Raw genomic sequence first — 24187 nt, forward strand, 5'->3', positions numbered from 1 at the left:
TTGCCAGGCTGCCCCGGGCAGCCGAACCGAGCGATATGCCCTGCGGCGTCCTGCCGCGTGTGCGCCCAGTATGCGGTCGGCCCGCCGGCCATGTCATGCATCTCACATCGATCTGCCATACTGATGAGTCAGAAGTATTGAACGGACCTGAGGAGATGGTTGCCCTGGCCGGACGCGCGGTGCCCACCGAGGTGCGCCTGCACGCCGTCGAACAGGTGCTGGCCGGGACGTCCGTCGCCGAGGCGGCTGCCGCCTGTGGAGTCTCGGCGGCCTCCGTGCGGCGCTGGGTGCGCCGCTGGCAGGAATCCGATCCCTCACTGCCGGCCGCACAGCGGCTGGCCCCCCCCCCCCCCCCCCCCCCCCCCCCCCCGGCCGTGCAGGCGACAGCGGATCAGGTGGTGGCGGCGATCCTCGCTGGTGCTGGTGCGCGGATCGATGCCCGGGCGTACTCGACGCGCGGGATCGCGGAGATGACCGGGCTGAGCCAGCCGATCGTCAGCCGGGCGGTCTCGCGCTTCACACCCGTTGCACAGTCACGCGCTGAGGAGTCCAGGTCTGTGCTGTGCCTGGAGGCCTGCGCGGTCGGGTTCCCGCTGGCCGTCATCGCCGCCAGCCGGCTTTCGTGCTCAGCCCGCATCTCCACCCGCGGGCCCCGGGCTCGATCGCGGCGGGCGGCCAGTGTGACCGCCGGGATGCACGCGGCAGGGCTGGCCGCTTGGGCCCGCCGCCCGGCAGCCGAGTCCCGGTTCGGGCCCGTCACCCGGGCGCTGGCCGCCGCGGCTGAGGTGCCAGCCGACCGCGTTCTCATCTTCGACCCGCTCGCCGTACTCGCGGACGACGACAGCCATCTCTCGCCAGCGGCGTGGCGCGATGCTGCCGTCGAGCACACCACCGACCTGGAGGAGTTCAGCACCCGGCTGCGAGCGCTGCTGGCCGACTGCGCCGATGTGCCCGGCGACCTGCTCGATGCCCTGGCCCAGCAGGTCACCCGCGGGTTGGAGGGTCTCGCCTGGGTCGCGGGGGCCAGAACCGCAGATCGCAAGAGTTCTGAATCGAAATGGCGTGATGCAGGCCGGGGCGAGGGGCCGGATCTGACGGCTCCGAACGTGTCGGCCTGGCTGCCGCGCGAACAGCCCTCCCTGACCGAACAGCTCGCCCTCGCCCTGCGCGAGGAGATCATCGACTCCGGTTACACCGTCGGCGACCGGATCCGGTCGGCCCAACTGGCCTCCCGCCTCGGGATCGGCAGAGCGGCAGTCGATGTGCCGCTGCGGCGCATGGTCGATGACGAGCTGCTCGATGGCTCGCATGGTGATGTGCGCATCCCGGTCATCACCTCACGCGATGTGCTCGACGTCTACGCCAGCCGGCAGGCACTGGGCATCGTGCTGCTGCGCAATCTGGCCACCCGCCCGCGCCGCGACCTTGTACCCGTCCGGCATGCCCTCGACCGGATCCCGGCCGTCGCCCGGCTCGGCCTGCGCACGGGGCTCAGCGTCGGCGATGCTGATCTGCGCTTCCAGCAGGAATTCGCCCGCGCAGCTGGACTCGCCCAGACCGCCCGCACCTTCGAAGCGCTCATCCTCCGGCTGCGGCTCTACATCTCGGTGCTGCGCGTCGACTACTCACCGGCCGCACGGCGCATCATCTACGACAACACCCGCATCGTCGAGGCGCTCGAACGCGGGGACGCAGACTCAGCGATCGAGGCGTGGCGCGGCAAACTCGACAACGCCGTCCGGCACATGGCCGGGATGGTCCAGCACCGCAGCTTCGACATCGACCTGTGGGCGCGTCTGACCGGCTGACAGCAGGTGAGACGCAGGCCACATTAGCTGGCACAATGACTACGGTGATCGCCAGCGACCCGGCAGGCAGACCGGGAGGACGGAGCAGAGATGAGCCCAGAAACCGACCGCAGTGACGCCGTGCTGTGGACTCCATCGCGTGAGCGGGTGGAAGCCAGCCGGATGCATGACTACCAGCAGTGGCTGGCACGCACCCGCGGAGTCGAGACCCGCGGCTACCGGCAGCTGCATGACTGGTCGGTGCGCGAACTCGACGCGTTCTGGGACAGCATCTGGGAGTACTTCGACGTCATCGGCGACCGCGGCGACGGCCCCGTACGCACCGGGACCGAGATGCCCGGCATCACCTGGTTCGCCGGAGCAACGTGCAACTACGCCGAGAACATCTTCCGCCACGTGCACACCCGCCCAGATGCCGAGGCGCTCGTCGGGCTGCATGAGGACGAGCGCCGCGAGTCGTTGACCGGGCGCGAGCTCGCCGGCCGGGTCGGGGCGCTGGCCGCCTGGCTGCGCGAGCACGACGTGCAGCCCGGCGACACCGTGTGTGCGGTGCTGCCGAACATCCCGCAGGCCGTCGAGGCGATGCTCGCCTGCGCAACCGTCGGCGCCGTGTGGTCGGTCGTCGGCCCGGACTTCGGACTCACCGGCATCGCCGATCGCTTCGCCCAGCTGGAGGCGAAGGTCCTCATCACCGTCGACGGATACCTCTTCAACGGCAAGCATCTCGACATGCGCTCGATCGTGCCCGACCTGCGCGCCGCGCTGCCGAGCATCGAACACCACATCCTCATCGACCAACTCGGCGACGAGCTCGAGCCCAGCACACCGGGTGAGGGGACCGCGCTGCACTCGGCGATCGTCGCTGACCCCGTCGAACCCGTCTTCGAACCCGTCGGCTTCTCCCACCCGCTGTGGGTGCTGTACTCCTCGGGCACGACAGGCAAGCCGAAGGGCATCGTCCACGGCCACGGCGGCGTGACGATCGAAGCGCTCAAGGCCAACGCGCTGCAGTACGACTTCGCCCCAGACGATCGCTGCTATATGGCAGTGGCGACCACGTGGGTGGTGTGGAACCTGCTCATCAACATCATGACCGTCGGCGCGACGATCATCACCTACGACGGATCCCCTGTCGCCGGTGTGCCGGACAAGCAGTTCGAGATCCTCGAACGCGAACGCGCAACCTCCTTCGGCACCGGAGCGGCGATCCTCACCCTCGTGCAGAAATCGGGGCTCTCACCGGCGGCCCGCTACAACCTCTCCGCCCTGCGCAAGATCCTCTCGACCGGATCCCCGCTGCCGGAGAGCACCTGGGACTGGATCTACCAGCACGTCCACGACGACATCCACCTGGGATCCGACTCCGGCGGCACCGACATCGCCTCCGGCTTCATCGGCTCGAACCCGCACGACCCGGTGGTCCGCGGACACCTGCAAGGCGCCTACCTCGGCGTCGACGCGCAGGCCTTCGACTCCCACGGCCAGCCGGTCACCGGTGAGCTCGGCGAGTTCGTCGTTACGCAGCCGATGCCCTCGATGCCGGTGTTCTTCTGGAACGACCCGGACGGCAGCCGTTACCGCGAGGCCTACTTCGACGCGTTCCCCGGAGTGTGGCGCCACGGCGACTGGGTCACCCACTTCGACGACGGCAGCTTCATCATCCACGGCCGCTCGGACTCGACGATCAACCGCGGCGGCATCCGGATGGGCTCAGCCGACATCTGCCAGGTCGTCGATGCCGTCGACGGTGTGCAGTCCTCGATGGTCATCGGTGCTGAGCTGGGTGACGGTGACTATTACATGCCGCTGTTCGTCGTCCCGGCGGCAGGACACACGCTGACCGATGAGCTGCACAGCACGATCGTGACAGCCATCCGCGAGCAGATCTCCCCGCGCTATGTGCCCGACGAGATCATCGAAGCCCCGGCCGTGCCGACGACCCGCACCGGCAAGGTGATGGAGGTGCCGATCAAACGGATCTTCCAGGGCGCTGACCCTGGGTCGATCAACCGGGCGACCGCGGCCGAACCGCAGGTGCTCGACTGGTATATCGAACGAGCCTCCGCCTTCGCCCGCGATCGCCGGTGAGATCAGTCCTCGCGTTTCAGCCCGCGAGCGACGGTGATCGCTGCGATTCCGCAGCCGAGCAGCAGCAGCGCCGAACCGAGCGCTGCCCCGGTGCCGACCGGGCCGGTGCGCGGCAGCTCATCTGACGTGGGTGCCTCCGCCTGCGGCCGCGCCGTCGGTGGCGGCGGGGGTGCAGCCTCGGACGTCGGCGGCTGCGACTCCGCCGGCTGCGTCTCCTGCGGCGGCTCCTGGGTCTCAGGCGGGGCCGTCATCTCAGGGGCTGGCGGGGCCGTCGTGTCAGGTGCCGGTGGAGTCGTCGTCTCCTGCGGGGGTTCCTGCGTCGGCGGCGGCTCGGTGGCAGGCGGTGATTCGATCGGCGGGACGGTGACGATCGGCGGTGTCATGGGTGGAATAGTCGGCGCGGATTCGACCGTGTGCTCGGCGCTGGCCGAGGCCGTCGTCGGCTCACCGGCGGTGACGATGCTCTGCACGCGCGCGGCGGGCTTGCCCGTCTGCGGGTCGACCGGGTCGTAGACGACGACATCGGTGGCCGGCAGCCCGGTGGCGGTCACTGTCACCGACACCGGCTCTGTGCTCACGCCGTCGGGCCGGACGCTGAAGGTCAGCGGTTCGGCGGTCGAACGCAGCTCGGTCTCCTCGACTGCGCCGCCGGAGACCTCGACAGTCAGCGGAATGTCATCAAGCGCCTCGCCTGAGGCTGACACCACGTTGACCCGCGCCTGAAGCAGACGCTGGAAGGGACCGCTGCCGGCCTGGGCCGGTTCACCTGCCGGTTCACCTGCTGGTTCGGTCGCCGGCAGCGGGGTCGCCAGCCCGTCGAGAGCCAGCTCATCGCCTTCCTCCAAGCTCAGCTCCACCCGGTAGGGACCCGCCAGGTCAGCGGCGTCCTTCGTGATGTGCGCATACGCCTCGGCAGCCTGTGCGAACTCCGCGCCGAGCTCACCCGGTTCGGCAGGCGCGATCGCATGATCATGCTCGAGGTTCTCATCGAGTCGGGCGACCGCCGCCAGCGCCGCCTGAATCCCGGCATCATCAGCCGAGCTGTGTGTCGAAAGCGCCCACGCCGTCTCCGCAGACGCCACCGTCTGCCCGTCGGCTCGTGTGAAGTACTGCGGATACGGGGACTTCAAACCGGCGTCGATGCAGTAGGCCGCCGCATGGGAAAGCGAACTGCCCGGCAGGGAGAAGTACGCGCCGTACCAGGTGCGCCCGGCCGAAGCGCGATGCCACAGGCCAGGGCCGTACATCCCGGCATTCGTGCTGCGGTAGCGCTCCGGCTGCGGGCCCCCGTCCAGCCCGACGTCCGGGCGCAGGTGCGGCGGGGTGGACAGGTCCGGTGAGGTGGACAGCGCAGGCGGCCCCTCACCTCCGGCCAGGCCGGCAGCCAGCACAGGTGGCGCGGCGGCCACCGGGCCGATGGCAGCCAGAACGGACACGGTCGTCACTGCGGCGGCCCGGCGCAGCTGCCGGGCGGAAATGCTCACTCGTCTCATGCGCCCAGTCCAGCGGTCGCCCGCCCACGACAGAACACCTCGGGCACGGCTGTGGACACACGCGCACCATCCACAGCCGCCACAGCACGCGGGAGCAGGACCTCCCCGAGTTCGGAGGCAGCGCGGACGGGGAGTAAACTGCGTGATGATCCTCCTTTTATCAGCGGCGTGCCCGCACAGGGCGGCCTGACCTTACGATCCGAGGGATTTCATTGACTTACACGAAGGAAAGCGCCGACGTCGTCCTCATCGGCGGCGGCATCATGAGCGCCACGCTGGCGGCGCTGCTGGCTGAGCTCCAGCCGGGGTGGGATGTCCGCGTCTACGAGCGCCTCGACTACGTTGCCCGCGAAAGCTCGGACCCGTGGAACAACGCCGGCACCGGCCACGCCGCGCTGTGCGAGCTCAACTACTCGCCGGCCGATGCCAACGGCAACGTCGACATCACCAAGGCGATCAACATCAACGAGCAGTTCCATGTCTCGCGCCAGTTCTGGTCGCACCTCGTCGACGAAGGCGTGCTCACCGATCCTTCGACCTTCATCAGCCAGGTTCCGCACATCTCCTACGGCCGCGGCGAGAAGGGCCGGGACTACATCCGCACCCGCTACGAGACGATGGTGCGCAACCCGCTGTTCAAGGAGATGGAGTACACCGACGACCCGGCCGTGCAGGCCGAGTGGCTGCCGCTGATGTTCGAGAACCGCGGGCCTGGCCAGGTCAACGGCCTGTCGAAGGTCGCCACCGGCACCGACGTCGACTTCGGTTCGCTCTCGCGCCAGCTGCTCACCCACGCCGGTACGAAGAACGCCCAGATCCTCACCGGCCACGAGGTCTCCGACCTCAACCGCACTGCCGAGGGCTGGCGCGTGCACGTGAAGAACACGACCGCCGGTGAGATCTTCGCCGTCGACGCGAAGTTCGTCTTCATCGGCGCCGGCGGCGGCGCTCTGCACCTGCTGCAGCGCTCCGGCATCGCCGAGGGCCACGGCTACGGCGGCTTCCCGGTCTCCGGCCTGTTCCTGCGCACCTCGAACCCCGAGCTCGTCGCCCGCCACCACGCCAAGGTCTACGGCCAGGCCGCCTTCGGCGCTCCGCCGATGTCGGTCCCGCACCTCGACACCCGCGTCGTGCAGGGCAAGGAATACCTCATGTTCGGCCCCTACGCCGGCTTCACCCCGAAGTTCCTCAAGAAGGGCAGGTTCACCGACCTGCCGTTCTCGGTGCGCGGCAACAACCTGCCGGTCATGCTCAACGTCGCCAAGGACAACTTCGACCTCGTCAGCTACCTGCTCGGCGAACTCGCCTCGACGAAGAAGAAGCGCTACGAGGCACTCGCCGACTTCACCCCCGAGGTCAACCCGTCGGACTGGGAGTTCATCACCGCCGGCCAGCGTGTCCAGGTGATGAAGAAGGACAAGGACAAGGGCGGCGTGCTCGGCTTCGGCACCGAGCTCATCTCCGCTGCCGACGGCTCGCTGGCCGCCCTGCTCGGCGCCTCGCCGGGTGCTTCGACGGCTGCACCGATCATGTTCAACCTGCTCAAGAAGTGCTTCCCGCGCCAGTACGACGGCTGGGAGGCCCGCCTCAAGGACATGGTGCCCTCGCTCGGCCGCCAGCTGCACGAGGACGAGGCGCTGCTCGACGAACTGTCCGAGTACACCGCCCGCACCCTGCAGATCACCCCGCGCGAGAACCGCGACCTGGACTGACGTTCGGGCTGAGGGAGGCCGCCGGGCATCATGTCCGGCGGCCTTCGCCGTGCCCGCGGCGGTGGTTCAGTTCCAGCACAGCTCACCTGTGGCTTCAGTTGAGGCGGATGTGGCAGAGTGTGCCGCATCTGCCACACGAGGTGACCGGCGGTGTCCGTGTGCGTGCGTAGACTGAGATGACACCGCAACCATTGACCATTTGCGATACGGACTGAGAGGGCGCAGCACATGTCTGACCCGCGTTACCCCGGCCCCCAGGGTCAGCCTCACCAGCGACCCCCGCACGGCCAGCCCTTCCCGCAGCAGGGCCACCCCTACCCGCAGCAGGGCCCGGCGCACGACCGGTTCCGCCCCCAGCCTCAGCCCGGCCCGCACGGTTCCGGCCCCGTGCACCAGCAGCCGGGCCCGCACGGTCACCCGCACGGACGTCCCTTCCCGCCGCAGCAGCCGGCCCCGCATGGCCAGCCAGTCGGCCCCGGCGGCTACGGCCAGCCGGAGCAGCGCGCCTACGCGCAGCCGCGGTTCTCCCCGACGGTGACCCAGGAGATGCGCATGCGCGCGCAGGTCCAGCCGCACGCCGGCGGGCCTGCCGAACAGCCGTGGGTCACCCAGGCGATCCAGCGCCAGCCCCAGCTGGCCAACCCGACCGAAGGCGCCGATCTCGCTCGCACCATCGTGAGCATCGGGCTCGTCGGACTCCTCGGTCTCGGGCTGCTCCTCATCCTCGGCTTCAGCGCCGTCCTGCTGCCGGCCGGACCGATCGTCATCCTGCTGGCGGCGATCCCGCTGCTGTTCATCATGCTCATGGTGTGGTGGTTCGACCGGTGGAAGCCGCAGCCCATCCTGCTGCTCGTCGCCTGCCTGCTGTGGGGTGCCGTCGCCTCGATCATCATGACGCTCGTTGCCCAGGTCATCGGCATCACCGCCCTGGCCCTGGTCGGCATCGACGCATCCGGCGACGTGCTCGGTGCAGTCGTCTTCGCGCCGCTGTTCGAGGAGTCGACGAAGGGCGTCTTCCTCGTCGTCATCGTCCTCGCCGCCCGCAAGTACTTCGAAGGACCTCTCGACGGCTGGGTCTACGGTTCCCTCATCGGTGCCGGCTTCGCCTTCACCGAGAACCTGCTCTACCTCTCCTCATCTTTCGAAGAGGCCGCCCTCGGAGGCCTCGCAATGACCTTCGTTATGCGCGGGGTGATGAGCCCGCTGCTGCACTCGACCTTCGTCATCTGCCACGGCCTGTCCATCGGCTTCGCCGCCCGCCGCGGCCAGTGGTGGCTCGTCGTGCTCATGTGGTTCCCCGGCCTCATCGCCGGCATGTTCCTCCACGCACTGTGGAACGGCACCGCCACCATCGTCGGCTCGCTGGGCCTCCTCGGCCTCGTGATCATGATCGGTTTGTCGGCCATCATGTCCGGCTTCTGGCTCGGCAGCGGACTGCTGCTGCGCCGCAACGAGTCGATCCACACCCGCCAGTCGCTCGGCGACTACGCCAACGCCGGCTGGCTGACCCACGGTGAGGTCGACATGCTCGGCACCTGGAAGGGCCGCCGCGCCGGCAAGCGCTGGGCCAACCAGTACCCCGGCGCCCTGCCGGAGATGCGCCGCCTCATCCGCAAGTCCGCCGACCTCGCCAGCATCCGCACCCGGGTGCTCGCCGGCGTCGGCGGGGAGAAGGAACGGCAGGTCGAGAAGTACGAGCTCGACCAGTTCGTCAAGATCCGCACGACCATGATGCGCCGCGTCCAGCAGCCCCAGGGCTTCAACCCGGCAATGCGCAGGTAACCCCACTCGTGGCCGCTGTCGACGTCGTCATCGTCCTGCTCGCCATCGGCGCGCTGCTGCTCGGCTGGAGCCGCGGTTTCCTCGTCGGTGCTTCGACGCTCGTCGGCTTCATCCTCGGTCTCGTGCTTGGCCGACTGCTCGCCGGCCCAGTCGCCGAGCTGCTGGTGAGCACGGACATCGTCCACGACCGCAATCACCCCGCCGCCGAGGTGCTGTTTCCGCTGCTCCTGGCCGTTGCCTGCTCGGTCGGCCTCGGTCTGCTTGGTGCGTACCTGCGCACGAAGCTCACGAGCCCCAGCGGCCGCGGTCTCGACGCCACCGGCGGGGCGCTTTCGAGCATCATCGCCACCCTGCTCGTCGTCTGGCTGGCCGCCGGCTGGATCCGCACCACCCCGTTCCTCCAGCCCAACCGGTGGGTGGCTGACTCAGCGATCGTCGCCGCGATGGACCGGATGCTGCCGATCACCTCGACCGAGGCGCTCGGCACACTCGGCACCGCCTTAGCCGACAACGGCTTCCCGCAGGTCTTCGAAGGCCAGCGCGAACGCATCCGCGGGGTCGGCGAACCGAACCCGGCGATGGTCGACGTCGGCCGGCAGGTCGACGGATCCGTCGTCAAAGTCGTGACCTCACGCACCGAATGCGGCCGCCTGCAGGAGGGCACCGGCTGGGTCTATGGCGACGGGCTCGTCGCCACGAATGCCCACGTCGTCGCCGGCGCACAATCGCTGACCGTGCAGATCGCCGGCACTGGCGAACCGTACAACGCCGAAGTCGTCGCCTTCGACCCCGGCACCGATGCGGCAGTCCTGCGGGTACCCGACCTGCCGGCACCAGCGCTGGAACTCGGCTCCGACCTCGGCGCCGGGGCAGACTCGGTGCTCGTCGGATTCCCGGAGAACGGGCCGTACACGATCTCGCCGGCGCGCGTGCGCGAGCAGCTCTCGGCCCGCGGCCTCGACATCTACAACGAGGACAGCGTCACTCGCCACATCTACTCGGTGCGCGGGATCGTGCGCTCAGGCAACTCCGGCGGCCCGCTGCTCGATGCTGAGGGCCGGGTCGTGGGGATGGTGTTCGCCCGCTCGGCGACTGAGGCGGAGACCGGCTATGCGCTCACCCTCGATGAGATCGATGGGATCCTGCGCCGCGGCCAACAGGCAACTGCTCCGGTGAGCACCGATCGGTGCGCCGAGCAGGTCCCGCAGCATCAGCAGCAGACGCAGACCGGCTGAGCGCTCAGCTCGCCGGGACGTCGAGGTAGCTGATGATCGCCCGGTGATCGCTCGTGCCGCGATCGAGCACACGATCGCCGACCGGGTCGAGACCGCGGACGAGCACATGATCCAGGCGCACGACCGGGAACACGCTCGGCCAGGTGAAGCCGAAGCCGCCGCCGGCAGCCTCGCGGGCGTCGACGAGTTCGGAGCTGAGCTCCTTGAAGTAGCGGTCGGAGTTTGCTGAGTTGAAGTCACCGGCGACGATGACCCGCTGGGCGTCATCGGACCTGATCCGCTCGGCCAGCTCGTTCAGCGCCGAATTGCGCAGGGACTCCTGCCCCGGGCGCACCGAGGGCATATGCACCGAGTACAGGCGCACATTGCCCTTATCGGTCTTCAGCGTGGTGGCGATGGCGCGCGGCCACTGCATGCCGAGGTCGATCTCTTCGGGCTTCGTCATCGGCCAGCGCGACCAGAGCCCGATCGTGTCGGTGACCGCGGTGTGCTCGAAGGCGGAGTCGAGCTGCTTCTTGATGATCTTGCCCGACAGCGACTCGATCTCCTGGATGGCCACGACATCCGGGTCGTGGTTGATGAGGTTCTGCGCGGTGGCTGTGGGCTGCGGCATCCGCGCACCGACGTTCTGGCTGGCGACGACGATATCGGCATCATCCGGTGTGTCGGCCGGGCGCAGGTACGGGTAGAACATGCCGCCCCACACGAGCGCGGGGATGAGCACGCCGAGGATGCCGAAGACGGAGAACCGGATGAGCGCGGCGATGAGCAGCAGGACCAGCAGCACCCACGCCCAGGGGAGCAGGGATTCGACGATGAGCGCGATCCCGCGAGTCGTCGGGATGAGGGTATGCATCGCGAGCAGGGCGGCCAGCAGCAGCCCCACCACGAAGACGACAATGCCCTTGCCGGGCGAAGACTGACGTTTCTGCATCGGTTGAACTATAGGGCGCAAAGCTGATTGAACGCTTAAGGACACCCTGGTGAGACCGCCCGGGCAGGGGACTCACAGCAAGGTCTCACAGCACCCTCGGCCAACCCGGGTTTGCCGGGGTCTGCCGCCGGCGCCGAGGCGGTGGTCACCTCGAGGCGGTCGCCGTCCAGACGGTGACGTCGGGGTGGGCGTCGTAGCGGTAGCCGGCCCCGCGGATCGTGCGCACGATCGAGGAGAAGGCGCCGAGCCGATTGCGCAGCCGGCGGATGTGCACGTCGACGGTGCGCTCGTCGGGCCGCTCGGGGCTCTCGCCCCACAGCGCGGTGATGAGATCGCCGCGTGAGAGCGTCGAACCGGCGGCCGAGACGAGCGTGGCGAGCAGGTCGAACTCCTTGGTCGTCACTGCCGCCAGCTGCCCGTCGACGGTGACCTCGCGGCGCGGGATGTCGATGCGCACCCGGGTCTCGGATTGCGGGGCGAGCTCCTCGCTCGGCTGGGGTGGGCGCACGCGGGCGGGTACGCGGGAGCGCAGTGGGCCGTGCCGTCCGGCCGGGGTGCCGGTGGCTGCCGGCGAGCCGGTGGCCACGGCTCGCACGGCGTCGAGGTCGCGGTCCGGTCCGTCGGGGGCCAGGGCGATGACGGTCTGTGCTTCGGCCTGCGGGGAGAGCGCGCGGATGTGCTCCTGCAGCGACTGGGCGATGGCGGTGAGGTTGGTGCCGTCTTCGGCTGCCTTGTCCTCATCGAGGCCGATGTAGACGATGATGCCGCGGGCCGGCTTGTGGGCCGGGGCGTCGCTGGTCTGGCGGCTGCGGCCGGCCGGGCCGAAGACGCGGGGCGCGGTGGCGGGATCAACGGAGGTCAACCGGGCTCCCTGGCGGCGAGTGGCCGCGGCGCTGCGCGGGTGGAAGGGAAGGGATGAGACAGTCATGTTCGTCGTCCTTGGGCGTGAGCAGTGGAGTCAGGCGCATCGTGCTTCACGTCCGCAGCCCATGCCTGTCGTCACCGCAGGCCGCGGACGCAGCGCATCATGGCGATGGCGCTGCGCGCGAGGCGGTGACAGGGGGTTCGGTGCATGGCTGTCATTATTCTTCACAGATTTCGCGCAAAGCAATCGGCGGACGCGGATCTGAGACGTCTATGACGTTTTATGACAATCTCTGGCCGGTGATGTGCCGACAGTGAGCCGCTGTCCTCGTGTTTCCGGCGGGCCTGCGGGCGGGCCAAGATCAGCGTTAGTCCACCTCAGGGGCGCAGCCCGCTGACCAGGGTGAACGCGCCAATGTGCGTTTCGTGTAGAAACCACGCCTCCGGATTCACCACTGAACGCGCGTCGGAGCTGAAGAGGCTCCTCGCACCGGTTCAGACGATTCCGTACATGCGGTCGCCGGCATCGCCGAGACCGGGCACGATGTAGCCCTTCTCGTTGAGCTTCTCGTCCAGGGCCGCGGTGTGGACGGTGACATTTGCGATTCCCTCGTAGCGCTCCTCGATGTGGCGCACGCCTTCCGGGGCGCTCACAAGGCAGATCGCAGTGACGTCGGAGACGCCGCGCTCGAGCAGGAAGTCGATCGCCATCGCCAGGGTGCCGCCGGTGGCCAGCATCGGGTCGATGACGAAGACCTGCCGGTCGCGCAGGTCGCTGGGCAGCCGGTTGGCATAGGCGTGGGCTTCGAGGGTCTCCTCATCGCGGACGAGCCCGAGGAACCCGACCTCGGCCGTCGGCAGCATCTTGAGCATCCCATCGAGCATGCCGAGGCCGGCGCGCAGGATCGGCACGACCACAGGCCTGGGGGAGGAGAGTTTCGTGCCGGTCATCGGGCAGACGGGAGTGCTGATCTCCTTGTCGACGACCCGGATGTTGCGGGTGGCCTCGTAGGCGAGCAGTGCAACGAGCTCTTCGGTCAGTCCGCGGAAGCGGCCGGGATCGGTGCGCTCGTCGCGCAGCACGGTGAGCTTATGGGCGATGAGCGGGTGGTCTGCGATGTGGAGCTCCATGCCCCTGAATCTACCGGATCGAGACGGCCTGCGGTCACCCGGTGAGATGTGGATCTTCTGCATACGGGCAGAGGCTGGTCTGCTGAGCCGGCATCGGACAGAATGGAGACATGGCTTATTTCACCGAGATCCTCGCCGAGGGCGCGGACGGATACCGGCCCCTCGACCTCGACATGCGTGATGCGGCAACGCTGGACGATCTCATCGAGATGATGCGCAGCGCCGGTGAGGACGGCGAGGCGATCGCCGTCATCGAGCATGAAGACGAGTGGTTCGCTCTCGTCCGGCTGCTCGCCGATGACGAGGTGCGGGTGTTCATCTCCGATATCGCCGCCGCTGAAGAGAGCCCGTACGCCGACATCTTCGCCGACTACCTCGACTCCGGCCCGTCGACACTCGATGACTCCGAGCACTTCGACGCCGGCCCCGAGCGCGACGGTGATGACGATGATGCCGAGGACGAGGCCGAAGTCGGCATGTTCGAACCCGAAGCCGATGCCGTCTGGGGCGGAGACGCAGGCATCTACGCCGATCGCGACGTCACCGCCGATGAGCTCTTGGAGCAGGTCAGCCGCTACCAGTCCGACCCGGCCCGCGTCGTCGCCCACATCGGAGAGAAGGCCGGCTTCGCCGATGCCCTCGGCTCAGCCGGCTGACCGCGGCGGCATCGCCCACCCGGCGGTCTACCGCGAATGGATGGGCGCTGCCCTCGCCGCCGCCGCCCGCACCGATGCCAGCGCCGATGTCCCGATCGGCGCCGTTGTCATCGACGCTGCCGGCGCGATCATCGGCACCGGATTCAACGAGCGCGAAGCGCTGCACGACCCGACTGCCCACGCTGAGGTGCAGGCGCTGCGCGAAGCCGGCCGGCACCTCGGGAGCTGGCGGCTGACCGGCGCCACCCTCGTCGTGACTTTGGAGCCGTGCGTCATGTGCGCCGGTGCCGCGGTCGCCGCCCGCGTCGAGCGGATCGTATTCGGCGCCTATGACGACAAGGCCGGTGCCTGCGGTTCGGTGTGGGATGTCGCCCGGGACCGGGCGAGCCTGCACGTGCCCGAGGTGGTGGGCGGGGTGTGTGCCGATGAGTGCGCCGCCGGGCTGGTCGAGTTCTTCGCCTCCCGCCGCTGATTTGGTGACGCCCGGGCACCCGTTGTAGAGTATTCCGCGGTAGCGTGTCCGAGCGGCCGAAGGTGCAACACTCGAAATGTTGTGTACGGCAACCCCGTACCGTGGGTTCAAATCCCACCGCTACCGCGCATGACACATGAGCCCTGACCAGCGAGAACATCGCAGGTCAGGGCTCATGTCATTCCGGCCTGAACCAGGCGGATCACCGCTCAGTTCGGGCGCATGATGAGGTGCTGAGCGCCGGTGTCGAAGGTCTCATGCGAGACGATCGAGAAGGCCTGCCCATCAAGCCCATCGGTCCACTTCTGCTCACCTGATACGACGACCGGATCGATGAGCAGATTGAGCTCGTCGACCAGCCCAGCTGTCAGCAGCCCGCGCAACGTGGCGAGGCTGCCGGACATCCCGATCCAGTTCGGTGTGCGCTCCTTGAGCGCCTTGACCTCGGCCATGCTGGAGAGCACCTGCGTGTTCTCCCACGGCGAGGACTCCAGCGTCGTCGAGAGCACGTACTTGGGGATCCGGTTGATGAACTCGGCGAAGGGGTCCTCGGCCTGCGGCCAGTACGCCGCCCAAGCATCGTGGAGCACCCGGCCCATGAGGTAGCCGTCGCAGCGCATGATGTGCGCATCGACCGCCTTGCCCATCGCGGTGTCGAAGTACGGCCCATGCCAGCGGTCGGGGTGCTCGGCTGACCCGTCGAGTGTCGTGAAGAGATTGACGGCTAGCTGTCCCATCTGGGTCCTCTCTGTTCAGCCTGTGCGCCGGCGGCTCTGCCGGTGGTGGCCTGCGGTGTTCAGTGTACGGGGGTCTAGAGCCAGTCCTGCATCGGCCAGTATCCCCAGCGGGAGTGGAAGAGTGCGGCATTGGCGCGGATCGCCTCCCGGTTGCCTGCCGCAGCGTGGCTGGGCGGATGCCACTGGTGGAAGGCGTCAGCTCCGCCGGTCCACAGCATCGGGATCCGGTGGGCGCGCAGCTGCATGCCGAAGTCGGTGTCCTCACCGCCGTAGCCGCGGTAGTCCTCGCTGAACCCGCCGAAGGCCGCCCGGCAGTCCCGCCACAGCCCGGCGGCGAGTGAAAAGGACAGCGACCAGAACAGCTGGTACTCATCATCGCCTGCCGCCTGCACAGCCCCGTCGGCTGGTGCCGGCCGGCCCGGATGCGGAGTGCGATATCCGGTGAGTGCGTCGAGCGTTCCCGCGGTGACTGGCTGGTCCTCGCGCAGGTAGGTGACCGGCCCACACGCCACCGCCTCCGGTCGGTCGGCCAGTGCCGCGGTGTAGCGGTCGATGAGACGTGGGCCGGGCAGGCAGTCGGCGTCGAGGAACACGACGACCTCAGCACCGGCATCGGCTGCGTGGTCGCCGGCGAGGTTGCGGGCGCGGGCGAGCTCCAGCCGGCCGGGACCGGTGGCATCGAGCACCGTCGAGGTGTCCAGCTCGAAGAGCCTCTCGCCGATCGCCACGGTTGTGTGGGCGACCGATGGTGCCCAGCGGGCAAGTGCCTCGCGCTGCAGGCGCACCCGTTCGGCTCGGTCGGCTGAGGCGAGGGTGACGACGTGGACGGCCGGCATCACGGGGCGCCCTCCACCGGCGGGTGATGCGCCGCCCGGCTGCGGTCGGCGACCGTGAGGATCTCACGTGCCGCCCGGCCTGCCGCCCCGGCGGTCTGCCAGCGGCTCCACTCCGGCTGCCGGGACCCGGCGGCGGCCACGATGGCAGGCCACACCTCGGGTGCGGGCAGTTCCGTGATGACCTCGGCCAGGCCGGCATCGGCGAGCACAGCAGCGGTCGCGGTCTGCTCGTCATAGGGCCGCTGCTGGGGCACGATGACCGCCGGGCGGTTCGCGCATGCGATGTCGGCGATCGCGTTCTGCCCGCCTGCGGAGATGATGACTGAGGCGCCGGTCAGGTCGGCATACGGGTCCTCGCGCCACGATTCGGGTCCCAGCAGCCGGCAGCCGGGCCCGAGGTGGTGCTGGACCTGCTGCCAGTAGCCGGCCGGGGCATCGGCCCCGCCGCGGCCGAGCAGGATGACCGGCCCATGCGGATCCGCGGCCGGTCTGCGGCCGGCGAACCGGGAGATCCCACCGACAGCGGCGACCTTCCCGGCGTGACTCTGCAAGTGCTCGGGCAGCTCCACCCAGTCGGGCCAGGCGGCGATGATCGACTCGCACATCTGGTAGCCGAGCCGGTGGGCGGCATCATTCCGGACGCCGGGCATCGCCAGCGTCGTGACGGGGACGCCGAGCAGCCGCAGGAACACGGCGACCTCAACGGACACATCGACGTGGACGGCCCGCGGCTGGGCGTCAGCCACCCAGGCGGCCAGGGCAGCCATCCGGGCGCGCAGACCCGGGTGGTCGCGCGGCACCCAGTGCAGCGCCCCGCCAGCGGTGACATCGGCCCCGCGCTCCTCGGCCGGGGCATCGAGAGGCAGGCCGATGTCCGCGCGCGGATGCGAGGACAGGATGACCGTCTCCTCGGGGATCTCGGAGGCGATCGCCTGGCAGCGGAAGAGATGGCCGGTGCCGTGGTGGTGGGCGTAGAAGCCGATCATGAGATGAGCTCGGCGGCGACGCGTCCGGTGCCGATGACCTCGCTGTACAGCCGCAGGTAGCCGGCGACCATGTGCCGGCGGTCGAACCGGGTGACCGCCATCCGGCGGGCGCGGCCGCGGTCGAAACGGCGGGCCCGGCCGATCGCTGCGGCGAGATCGGCGACATCGCCGGGACGGGCCAGCAGCTCGGGGCATCGGCGAGCACCTCGGGAATCCCGCCGCGGGCGAACGCGGCCACCGGGGTGCCGCAGGACAGCGACTCGATCGTCACGAGCCCGAACGGCTCATCCCAGCAGGGGGTGACGACCGTGACCGCAGCCGCCCCGACCTCGGCGGCGATCTGCGCGTCATCGAGATGACCGAGCCACAGGGCGTCATCGCCTAGGCGCGGTTCGATCTCGGTGGTGAAGTAGCGCGGTTCGGCACAGCGGCCGATGATGCGCAGCGGCAGACCGGCGATCCGGCACGCGTCGATGGCAAGGTGCAGACCCTTCTCCGGGGTGATGCGGCCGAACCACACGGCGTGCTCCCCGCCCGGGCCAGCGGCGAAGGTGCGGGTGTCGACCCCGTTGTGGACGACGGTGGCCGGTTCGGGCAGCTGCCACTGCCCGGCGGTGAAGGCGCTGACGGCAGCAAACGACCCGGCGCTGCTGCCGGCGCGGCTGATCGCCTCATCCAGCGGCGCGCCCGGCGGGACGTGCAGGGTGGTGAGCATCGGCACCCGGCGGGCGGCACCGGAAAAGAACGCCGGGCTGACCGAGTTGTTGTGGATGAGGTCGTAGGGTCCGTCCTGCAGGCGCTCGAACAGCTGCTGGTAGGCAGCATGCTCGATGTCCTGGGCCCCTGGCGGGTAGGCGTCGTCGCGGGCGATGTGCTCATGACCGGTCCAGTCGATGCCCGGCAGCTCGAACTCCTGCCGGTGCCCGCGCGAACCGGCCGAGGCGTACAGGTCGACCTCGGCCCCGGCCTCCCGCAGCCCGGCGGTCAGCCGGTCACAGAACACCTCGAGCCCTCCGCCGAAGGGCGGGGCGATGGGCATACGGGCCGGCCCGATGACGGCGATGCGCATCAGCACTCGTCCTCGGTGAAGAACATCGCCGGAGCCGCCACCGCCGCACCAGCACTCATCGGGGACATCGCGTGCACGTAGGCATCCGCGTAGGCCTGCTGGGCGGCAGCCGCCCGGCCGGCGACGTCGCCTCGGGGGATGAGCCCGCGCCGGATCGCCCACACTGCGGCCTCGGCGGCTGAGGCGCCGCTGCCGGTGAGGTAGGTGCGCACCGCCTCGGGCGCGTCAGCCTGGCCGGCGTAGTGCCCGCAGTCTGGGGCGATGACGCTCAAACCCAGGTCGCGGCACATCTCCAGCCAGCCCGAATGCGTGCCATGCGCATACGGCAGAACGGAGACCGCGCAGCCGGAGAGCACCCGGTAGAGCACCGGATCAGGCAGCCGGTCCGTTAAGTGCAGGTCGAGGCCGGGCGCGGCCCCGGAGTCTGAGGCGGCCTGCAGCGCGGTCACTGTCGGGTGGTCTGCGCTCGACAGGTGCGCCCACACTTCCAGCCAGGCCCCGGACCGGTCGAGCCCGGAGGCCAGCGACAGGTAGAACGCCGGGTCGGCGACGATGTTGGTGCGCAGGTCCTTGAGGAACACGGCAGCTGAGCGGCCGCGCCGCCCGCTTGCGGTCATGACCTGCGCGTCCTGGGTGGCTGGGACGATCGGCGGGTGGGCAATGACCTCGGCGGCCACGCCGTAGTCGGTGGCCAGTTCGGCTGCCGCGCCCGAGGTGAGGGTGAAGACGGCAGCAGCAGCGGCGGTGAGTGCGCGCAGCCGGTCGCGGTGCTCCCGCTGATCTCTCAGGTGCGGGTTGGCCAGATCGTGGACGGTGACGACGAGCGCGGCGTGCACATCAGCGCAGGCGCGGATGAAGTCGCGGATCTGTGCGAGACTGCGATGTTCGAATCCGAAGTGGAGGTGCACGATGTCGAACTCGCCGGCATAGGCCCGGATCCACTCGGCCTCCAGGCCGGGGTGCGGGTGCCAGCGCCCGTCATCGGGCAGTTCTGCGGGTCTGATGAGTTCGGCTGCCCGCGGCCAGGTGGCGTCGACGAAAGGGTGCTGGGCGGGGATGGAGAGAACTCGGGGGTAGGTGTCGAGTTCTGGAGCCTTCATCGCCGAACCGGCCTTTCCGAATGGAGTCAGCTGCATGCGTGCAGCGCGGCGGCCGGCGCATGCAACTCGGGCGCCTTCATATGCGATGACAAGAGAGCTTGTCAATGCAGAGCAAGGTGAGTTGATAGTATCACTTTGCGGCGCTGATCCGGCTCCGCTCACATGATTCCTGGTCAGAGCCGAGGTGAACAGTGGATGCACATGCGGTTGAGCACATACTCGCCGGCTCACCTGCCCACGGAGTGATCCGATTCGGGCGGCATCTGCACCAGGCACTCGGGCAGGGCTTCGTGCGTGAGGCCCCCGATCCGGCCCAGCTGCCGCCGCCGGCCGCTGAGGCGGGGCTCGTCCACATCAGCTTCACCGATCACCTCTACGGACCCGATCCGCAGTCCGCGGTCGACACAGTGCTGCGCCTGGCTGCCGGCCGGCCGCTGAGCCTGACCTTGCACGACATCCCGCAGCCCGGTGAGGGCGCTGAGCGCTGCGCCCGCCGGCAGGCCGCCTACCTCAGGTTCGTGAGCGCCGCCGATGTCGTCGTCACGAACTCGCAGTCTGAATCCCGCCGGTTGGAATCCGCCGGGGACATCCACGTCGTGCCCCTGCCGATCGAAGACCCCCGCCCGCTCACCGCAGCTCCCGGCCCACCGACCGCCGGCCCGGCAGCCGACACCGCCCCGAGCATCGGGATCTTCGGGTTCGTCTACCCCGGCAAGGGCTGCGAAGACGTCATCGACGCAGCCCCGGCTGGGTCCCGCATCGTGCTGCTCGGGAAGGTCGCCGACGGGCACGCCGACTACCTCGCCGGACTGCGATCACGGGCAGCCGCCCGCGGCATCGACCTGCAGTGCACCGGCTACATCACCGACGACGAGCTCCCCGCAGCCCTCGATGCGGTCACCGTGCCGGTCTGCGCCCACCGTCACGTCTCGGCCTCGGGCGCGCTCAACACGTGGATCGCCCACAACCGGGTGCCGCTGACCACCGCCTCGGACTACATGGCCGAAGTCGCCGAGCGCTGGCCAGGCCACCTGCGCCTGTGCGCCCCCGGCGAGCTCGCCGAGGCGCTCGCCGCCGCCTGCCGCACACCCGCCTCGACGTGGGCGGACACACCCCCGCCGGCGTGGGGCTGGCCGGAGGTCGCCGCCGCCTACCGCCGCATCTGGAGCACCGTATGACCACCCCGCCCGTGTCCGTCATCATCCCCTACTACGAGAACCCCACCGGGCTGGCCGAGGTGCTCACCGGGATCCGCGCCCAGGACTACACCGGGGACATCGAGACCATCGTCGCTGACGACGGCTCGGCCACCGCGCCCGAGGTGCCGGCCGGGGTGCGCGTCGTCCGCCAGGAGGACCTGGGGTTCCGTGCCGCAGCCGCCCGCAACCTCGGCGCCGGGCACGCCAGCGGGGAGATCCTCGTCTTCCTCGACGGCGACACGATCCCGCAGCCTGGCTGCATCACCGCCCTTGCCGCAGCGCTTGTCGCCGAGCCGTGGACGCTGGCCGTCGGCAGCCGGCTTATGATCGACACCGACACCACCCCACCGACCGACCTCGGCGAACCCGCGTGGCTCACCCGCGCCTGGACGGACACAGCAGACCTCACGCACATCGACGACACCGGCTTCCGGTTCATCATCTCCGCAGTCCTCGCCTGCACCCGCGAGCTGTTCGAGGCGATCGGCGGGTTCGACGCCAGCCTCATCGGCTACGGCGGCGAGGACTGGGAACTCGCCTGGCAGGCCCGCCTGGCCGGAGCGGACTACCGGCACATCCCGCACGCGCTGGCCCACCACCTCGGCGGCGACTGGGCCCACCGGTGGGGTGAGGACACCGCCGGCAGACGAGCGGAGAAGAACGCCGAGTCGATGGCGCTCGCCGCCCGCATCACGCACCCGATCATGCGCCCGGCCGGCATCGTCTTCGACGTCCCCGACATCCTCGTCCACCTGCCGGGCAGCGGCGACACCGGCAGCGACGTCGCCGCGATCGCCGCGCTGCTGGCCGCCGGCGACGTCCACGTCGTGCTCACCGCAGGTCAGCGTGCTGCTGCCGCCGTGCCCGAGGTGCCGGGCGTCTTCGCATCCGATCCACGGGTCCACGACGCGGTCCCGGAATGGAGCCGGGCCCGCCCGCGCTTCGACGTCCACGCACACCGGGCCTTCTGTCCCGGACCGGGCGAGCTGCAGGCGGTGTGCGAAGAAGCCGCCATGGCCGAGCGCTGTGCGACGGTGGCCGACAGCGCAGGTCAGCTGCTCGCCGAGATCCGCCCGGCTCGCGCAGTGGCACTGGCGGCACGCGGCACGTGCGGCTCCGTGCTGCCGAACAAGCCGCAGTCCGGATCAGACTCCGGGCTGCGGTTCGTGCGTCAGTGGGCCCTGCCGCCCGCTCTGCTGTCGCTCGAGGACATATGGCGTCAGGCCGCCGAATAGGACACGTGGCCTCAGACTGCCGAAGAGGAGCTGAAGAGGCACCGGGCCGGAATCAGTGCGGGCGTGCATGAGTCAGCTGGTGGCTTCGTCGTAGGCTTTGACCAGCTCGGTGGTGATTCCGACGGACTTCTCAGTCGTTGAGTCGTGTATGGCAGAGCCGGTGACAAATCCGTTCTTGACCACAGCTGAGACAGTGTGCTGCTTTGTGCCCGGAGCCATCGGAGATGAGGTGATCGTCTCAACTGCCTGGCCAGCGCCGGGGACATCGATGAAGTCCACGGACATCTCCATCTCGATGCTCTCCCCAGCCACCGTCATCTTCATGTTGTGGCAGGTGGAGTTCGTGTCGACGATGTTCTGCAGTGCCGTGGTGGCATCATCGTTGGTCTCAAATGAGGCGATTGCCGCCGTGTAGCCATTATCGTCGCTCAGCGCCGACTTGTTCGGGGCATCGGCAGAGGGCATGGTCATGAGTTCGATGAGAACGTCTTTGCAGGCGGCTGGTTCGACGTCGGCCTGCTTGAACTGCTCGATCGCGCTCTGCATCGCCGGCGGCTCCACATCGAAGGTCGCAAAGCTCTTCCCGTCATGTGTCAGCCCGTTGAGCACATCGGCGATCTCGTCTTCGTTCAGCTGCTTGAGCGCAGTGTCCGCCGGCGCAGAGGTCTCCTCAGCGGCCTGTTCAGCGCCGTCCCCGTTCTGTTCGGCGGGCTTGCCCGCTTCGCCGGAACCGCCCGAGCAGGCGGAGAGGGCGAGGGCCAGACCGGCTGCTGCAGCCCCGCCGACGGCCAGCCGGGAGGGACGGGAGGGGGATAGGTGTTTCATCGGGATGCTCCTGGTGTGAGGCGTGTGCGGTGATCCTCAGCATAAAGGGTGGAATCGGGAGGAGACGAGGAGGTGCTGTTGCAGTCCTGCCACAGGTGGCTTCCGCTGCTGCGCGCCCTACACTGAAGGACATGACTGCCGAACTCAACCGCGAGAGCACCGCCCTGGTCCTCGTCGACATCCAGAACGACTTCTGCGAAGGCGGCGCCCTCGGGGTCGAGGGCGGGACCGAGGTGGCTCGCCGGGTCGCCGACTTCGTCACCGAGCATCGAGGCGACTACGCCCGCATCGTCGCCACCGCTGACTGGCACATCGATCCCGGCGATCACTTCTCCGACAGCCCCGACTTCGTCAGCACCTGGCCGGTGCACTGTGTGGCCGGCACCGGCGGTGCCGCCTTCCACCCGGAGGTCAAGCCGGCCATCGACGTCGTCGACGCGGTCTTCCGCAAAGGCGAGTACGAGGCAGCCTACTCGGGATTCGAAGGCCATCTTGCCGATGACGAATCGGTCATGCTCGCCGACTGGCTGCGGGCAGAGGGTATCCGATCGATCGTCGTGTGCGGGATCGCCACCGATCACTGCGTGCGCGCCACCGTGCTCGACGGCCGTGATGAGGACTTCGCCGTCCGCGTGCTCGTCGACCTCGTCGCCGGTGTCGATGAGAACCGGTCAGCCGAGGCGCTGCAGGAGATGAACGCCGCCGGCGCCGAACTCTCCTGAGCCGCCGACTCAGGAACCGACAGACGCAGGAACCAGCAGATCAGCCGCGGGCGCGCTCCAGCACCCCGGCCAGCCGCCTGATGCCCTCATCCATCCGCTCGGCAGATGTGCGGGAGAACGACAGCCGCAGATGGTCATCGGTGACCCGGTCCACGAAGAACGGGGCACCGGGCACATAGGCGACTCCCGCCTCGACGGCGGCCGGAGCGAGTCCCTTCGTGTCGATGCTGGGAACCTGAACCCATGTGAAGAACCCACCGGCAGGCTGCGTCCACGTCGCCGCGCCACCCAGATGCTCATCGAGGGCAGCCAGCAGGGCAGCACAGCGCTGCGCATAGGCGTGGCGGATGGCCGGCAGCCCGGCGGCGAAGTGGCCTTCGCGGATGTAGGCGTCGAGCATGCACTGCCCGAGCGCTGAGGCGCACTGGTCAGTCGTCGTCTTGACCTCGGCCATCGCCGAGATGATCGTCTCGGGCCCGCATGCCCAGCCGAGCCGGGTGCCGGGCGTGAAGGTCTTCGAGAAGGTGCCGATCTGCACGGTGACATCCGGGCCGAGCTGATAGATCGAGGGCAGGTATGAGCCGTCGAAGGCGAGATCCCGGTAGGCGACATCCTCGACCAGAAGGATGCCGGCCTCCCGGGCCGCGTTGACGAGCTGGGCGCGGCGCTCGGCCGAGAGCAGCAGGCCTGAGGGGTTCTGGAAGTCGGGGATGACATAGGCGAACGTCGGTTCCGCGCCCTGCTTCCGGGCGGTCTCACACGCCTCGGTAAGCGATTCCGGGATGAGGCCCTCAGCGTCGCTGCGCATCGCCACCGGCACCGCTTCATTGGTGGTGAACACGGTGCACGCCCCCAGATACGTCGGTGCCTCGACGAGGACCGCATCGCCGGGGTCGGCCAGGGCCTTCGTCGCCAGGGTCAGCGCATCGACCCCGCCGGAGGTGACGATGAGCTCGTTCTCGGCCGGCGTGTGCTCCTGGGTGTCGGCGATGAGGGTGCGCAGGGACTCGCGCAGCGAGGCCAGCCCGCGGTTCGAGGCATACTGCAGCGCCACCTCGGGAGCGGTGGAAACCGACTTGGCCGCCAGCTCGCTCAAAAGCTGCGCATCAAACAGGCTGGGGTCGGGGAACCCGCCGGTGAAGTCGATGAGATCCCCGCCCTGGGCTGCGAGCGCGAGGATCGCCGAGAGCTCACCGGGCCCACCCTGGGCGCGGCGGGCAAGGACGTGGGACAGGTCACCGTGGGTTGTCATGCCGACACTGTAGATCGCCAGCGCCCCGGCGTCGCGCCCGTCCCACCTGGC

General features: G+C 69.2%; 22 protein-coding genes, 1 tRNA gene and 1 pseudogene. 12 read left to right on the top strand and 12 right to left on the bottom strand.

Going from position 1 to position 24187, the window contains the following annotated elements:
* Window positions 1-155: 155 nt before the first annotated feature.
* Window positions 156-326: pseudogene (locus tag H9634_RS14475) on the top strand (helix-turn-helix domain-containing protein); the annotation flags it as partial.
* A 65-nt stretch (window positions 327-391) separates the two neighbouring features.
* On the opposite strand, the gene H9634_RS14720 reads toward H9634_RS14475, so the two are convergent.
* Window positions 392-520, bottom strand: coding sequence for a hypothetical protein (locus H9634_RS14720; protein ID WP_263598801.1), 129 nt, complete (start codon window positions 518-520; stop codon window positions 392-394).
* 37 nt (window positions 521-557) lie between these two features.
* Between H9634_RS14720 and H9634_RS06520 the strand changes: the two genes are divergently transcribed.
* On the top strand, window positions 558-1808 hold the full coding sequence (locus H9634_RS06520) for a GntR family transcriptional regulator (RefSeq protein ID WP_318245036.1): 1251 nt from the start codon (window positions 558-560) through the stop codon (window positions 1806-1808).
* Between the two features lie 90 nt (window positions 1809-1898).
* Window positions 1899-3896 carry an acetoacetate--CoA ligase gene (locus tag H9634_RS06525; RefSeq protein WP_191725910.1) on the top strand — a complete coding sequence of 666 codons (1998 nt, stop codon included), beginning with the start codon at window positions 1899-1901 and terminating at the stop codon, window positions 3894-3896.
* A gap of 2 nt (window positions 3897-3898) precedes the next feature.
* Here H9634_RS06525 and H9634_RS06530 read toward each other — a convergent pair whose 3' ends face one another.
* The gene (locus H9634_RS06530) at window positions 3899-5380 is read right to left on the bottom strand and encodes a hypothetical protein (RefSeq protein ID WP_191725911.1); all 1482 of its coding nucleotides are present in this window, start codon (window positions 5378-5380) and stop codon (window positions 3899-3901) included.
* A gap of 221 nt (window positions 5381-5601) precedes the next feature.
* Here H9634_RS06530 and H9634_RS06535 point away from each other — a divergent pair, with 221 nt between their 5' ends.
* From H9634_RS06535 to H9634_RS06545, 3 genes are all read left to right on the top strand, one after another.
* Window positions 5602-7101: a malate:quinone oxidoreductase gene (locus H9634_RS06535; RefSeq protein ID WP_191725912.1), complete on the top strand. Its 1500-nt coding sequence runs from the start codon at window positions 5602-5604 to the stop codon at window positions 7099-7101.
* Between the two features lie 228 nt (window positions 7102-7329).
* Window positions 7330-8883, top strand: a complete 1554-nt coding sequence (locus tag H9634_RS14725) for a PrsW family intramembrane metalloprotease (protein WP_263598799.1) — start codon at window positions 7330-7332, stop codon at window positions 8881-8883.
* Window positions 8884-8891: 8 nt separating this feature from the next.
* On the top strand, window positions 8892-10118 hold the full coding sequence (locus H9634_RS06545; protein ID WP_191725913.1) for a MarP family serine protease: 1227 nt from the start codon (window positions 8892-8894) through the stop codon (window positions 10116-10118).
* Window positions 10119-10122: 4 nt separating this feature from the next.
* Here H9634_RS06545 and H9634_RS06550 read toward each other — a convergent pair whose 3' ends face one another.
* The 3 genes from H9634_RS06550 to upp all read right to left on the bottom strand — a co-directional run bounded on the left by H9634_RS06550 (window position 10123) and on the right by upp (window position 13047).
* A complete protein-coding gene (locus H9634_RS06550) occupies window positions 10123-11052 on the bottom strand; it encodes an endonuclease/exonuclease/phosphatase family protein (RefSeq protein ID WP_191725914.1) in 930 nt (309 codons plus the stop codon).
* Between the two features lie 145 nt (window positions 11053-11197).
* Window positions 11198-11980, bottom strand: coding sequence for a winged helix-turn-helix domain-containing protein (locus H9634_RS06555; RefSeq protein WP_191725915.1), 783 nt, complete (start codon window positions 11978-11980; stop codon window positions 11198-11200).
* A 431-nt stretch (window positions 11981-12411) separates the two neighbouring features.
* Entirely contained in the window at window positions 12412-13047 is a 636-nt protein-coding gene (gene upp, locus H9634_RS06560; RefSeq protein ID WP_191725916.1) for a uracil phosphoribosyltransferase, read from the bottom strand.
* Window positions 13048-13157: 110 nt separating this feature from the next.
* Here upp and H9634_RS06565 point away from each other — a divergent pair, with 110 nt between their 5' ends.
* The 3 genes from H9634_RS06565 (at window position 13158) to H9634_RS06575 (ending at window position 14301) form a co-directional block, all read left to right on the top strand.
* Window positions 13158-13703, top strand: a complete 546-nt coding sequence (locus H9634_RS06565; protein WP_165884467.1) for a tRNA adenosine deaminase-associated protein — start codon at window positions 13158-13160, stop codon at window positions 13701-13703.
* Window positions 13704-13743: 40 nt separating this feature from the next.
* Entirely contained in the window at window positions 13744-14175 is a 432-nt protein-coding gene (gene tadA / locus H9634_RS06570; protein ID WP_165884943.1) for a tRNA adenosine(34) deaminase TadA, read from the top strand.
* Window positions 14176-14213: 38 nt separating this feature from the next.
* Window positions 14214-14301: transfer RNA gene (locus H9634_RS06575), tRNA-Ser, on the top strand.
* 83 nt (window positions 14302-14384) lie between these two features.
* Here the strand turns inward: H9634_RS06575 and H9634_RS06580 are convergent.
* The 5 genes from H9634_RS06580 to H9634_RS06600 form a co-directional block, all read right to left on the bottom strand.
* On the bottom strand, window positions 14385-14912 hold the full coding sequence (locus tag H9634_RS06580) for a dihydrofolate reductase family protein (protein WP_165884468.1): 528 nt from the start codon (window positions 14910-14912) through the stop codon (window positions 14385-14387).
* 74 nt (window positions 14913-14986) lie between these two features.
* The gene (locus H9634_RS06585) at window positions 14987-15748 is read right to left on the bottom strand and encodes a glycosyltransferase family 2 protein (protein ID WP_191725917.1); all 762 of its coding nucleotides are present in this window, start codon (window positions 15746-15748) and stop codon (window positions 14987-14989) included.
* The gene (locus H9634_RS06590; RefSeq protein WP_191726053.1) at window positions 15748-16548 is read right to left on the bottom strand and encodes a glycosyltransferase; all 801 of its coding nucleotides are present in this window, start codon (window positions 16546-16548) and stop codon (window positions 15748-15750) included. The genes H9634_RS06585 and H9634_RS06590 overlap by 1 nt, the downstream gene beginning before the upstream one ends.
* A complete protein-coding gene (locus H9634_RS06595) occupies window positions 16487-17803 on the bottom strand; it encodes a glycosyltransferase (RefSeq protein ID WP_191725918.1) in 1317 nt (438 codons plus the stop codon). Before H9634_RS06595 ends, H9634_RS06590 begins: the two co-directional genes overlap by 62 nt.
* Window positions 17803-18939, bottom strand: a complete 1137-nt coding sequence (locus tag H9634_RS06600; protein ID WP_191725919.1) for a glycosyltransferase family 1 protein — start codon at window positions 18937-18939, stop codon at window positions 17803-17805. Before H9634_RS06600 ends, H9634_RS06595 begins: the two co-directional genes overlap by 1 nt.
* A gap of 155 nt (window positions 18940-19094) precedes the next feature.
* On the opposite strand from H9634_RS06600, the gene H9634_RS06605 reads away from it, so the two are divergent.
* Both H9634_RS06605 and H9634_RS06610 read left to right on the top strand, forming a co-directional pair.
* Window positions 19095-20081 (top strand): glycosyltransferase family protein, encoded by a 987-nt coding sequence (locus tag H9634_RS06605; RefSeq protein WP_191725920.1) that lies wholly within the window; start codon window positions 19095-19097, stop codon window positions 20079-20081.
* Entirely contained in the window at window positions 20078-21337 is a 1260-nt protein-coding gene (locus H9634_RS06610; protein WP_191725921.1) for a glycosyltransferase family 2 protein, read from the top strand. The genes H9634_RS06605 and H9634_RS06610 overlap by 4 nt, the downstream gene beginning before the upstream one ends.
* 72 nt (window positions 21338-21409) lie before the next feature.
* Here the strand turns inward: H9634_RS06610 and H9634_RS06615 are convergent, their stop codons facing one another.
* Entirely contained in the window at window positions 21410-22162 is a 753-nt protein-coding gene (locus H9634_RS06615; protein WP_191725922.1) for a hypothetical protein, read from the bottom strand.
* A 131-nt stretch (window positions 22163-22293) separates the two neighbouring features.
* On the opposite strand from H9634_RS06615, the gene H9634_RS06620 reads away from it, so the two are divergent.
* Complete coding sequence (locus tag H9634_RS06620; RefSeq protein ID WP_191725923.1) at window positions 22294-22884, top strand: isochorismatase family protein; 591 nt, start codon at window positions 22294-22296, stop codon at window positions 22882-22884.
* A gap of 40 nt (window positions 22885-22924) precedes the next feature.
* On the opposite strand, the gene H9634_RS06625 is transcribed toward H9634_RS06620, so the two are convergent.
* Complete coding sequence (locus H9634_RS06625; RefSeq protein WP_191725924.1) at window positions 22925-24136, bottom strand: aminotransferase-like domain-containing protein; 1212 nt, start codon at window positions 24134-24136, stop codon at window positions 22925-22927.
* Window positions 24137-24187: the final 51 nt, after the last annotated feature.

The sequence above is a fragment of the Brevibacterium gallinarum genome, assembly GCF_014836885.1.
Taxonomy (GTDB): Bacteria; Actinomycetota; Actinomycetes; order Actinomycetales; family Brevibacteriaceae; genus Brevibacterium; species Brevibacterium gallinarum.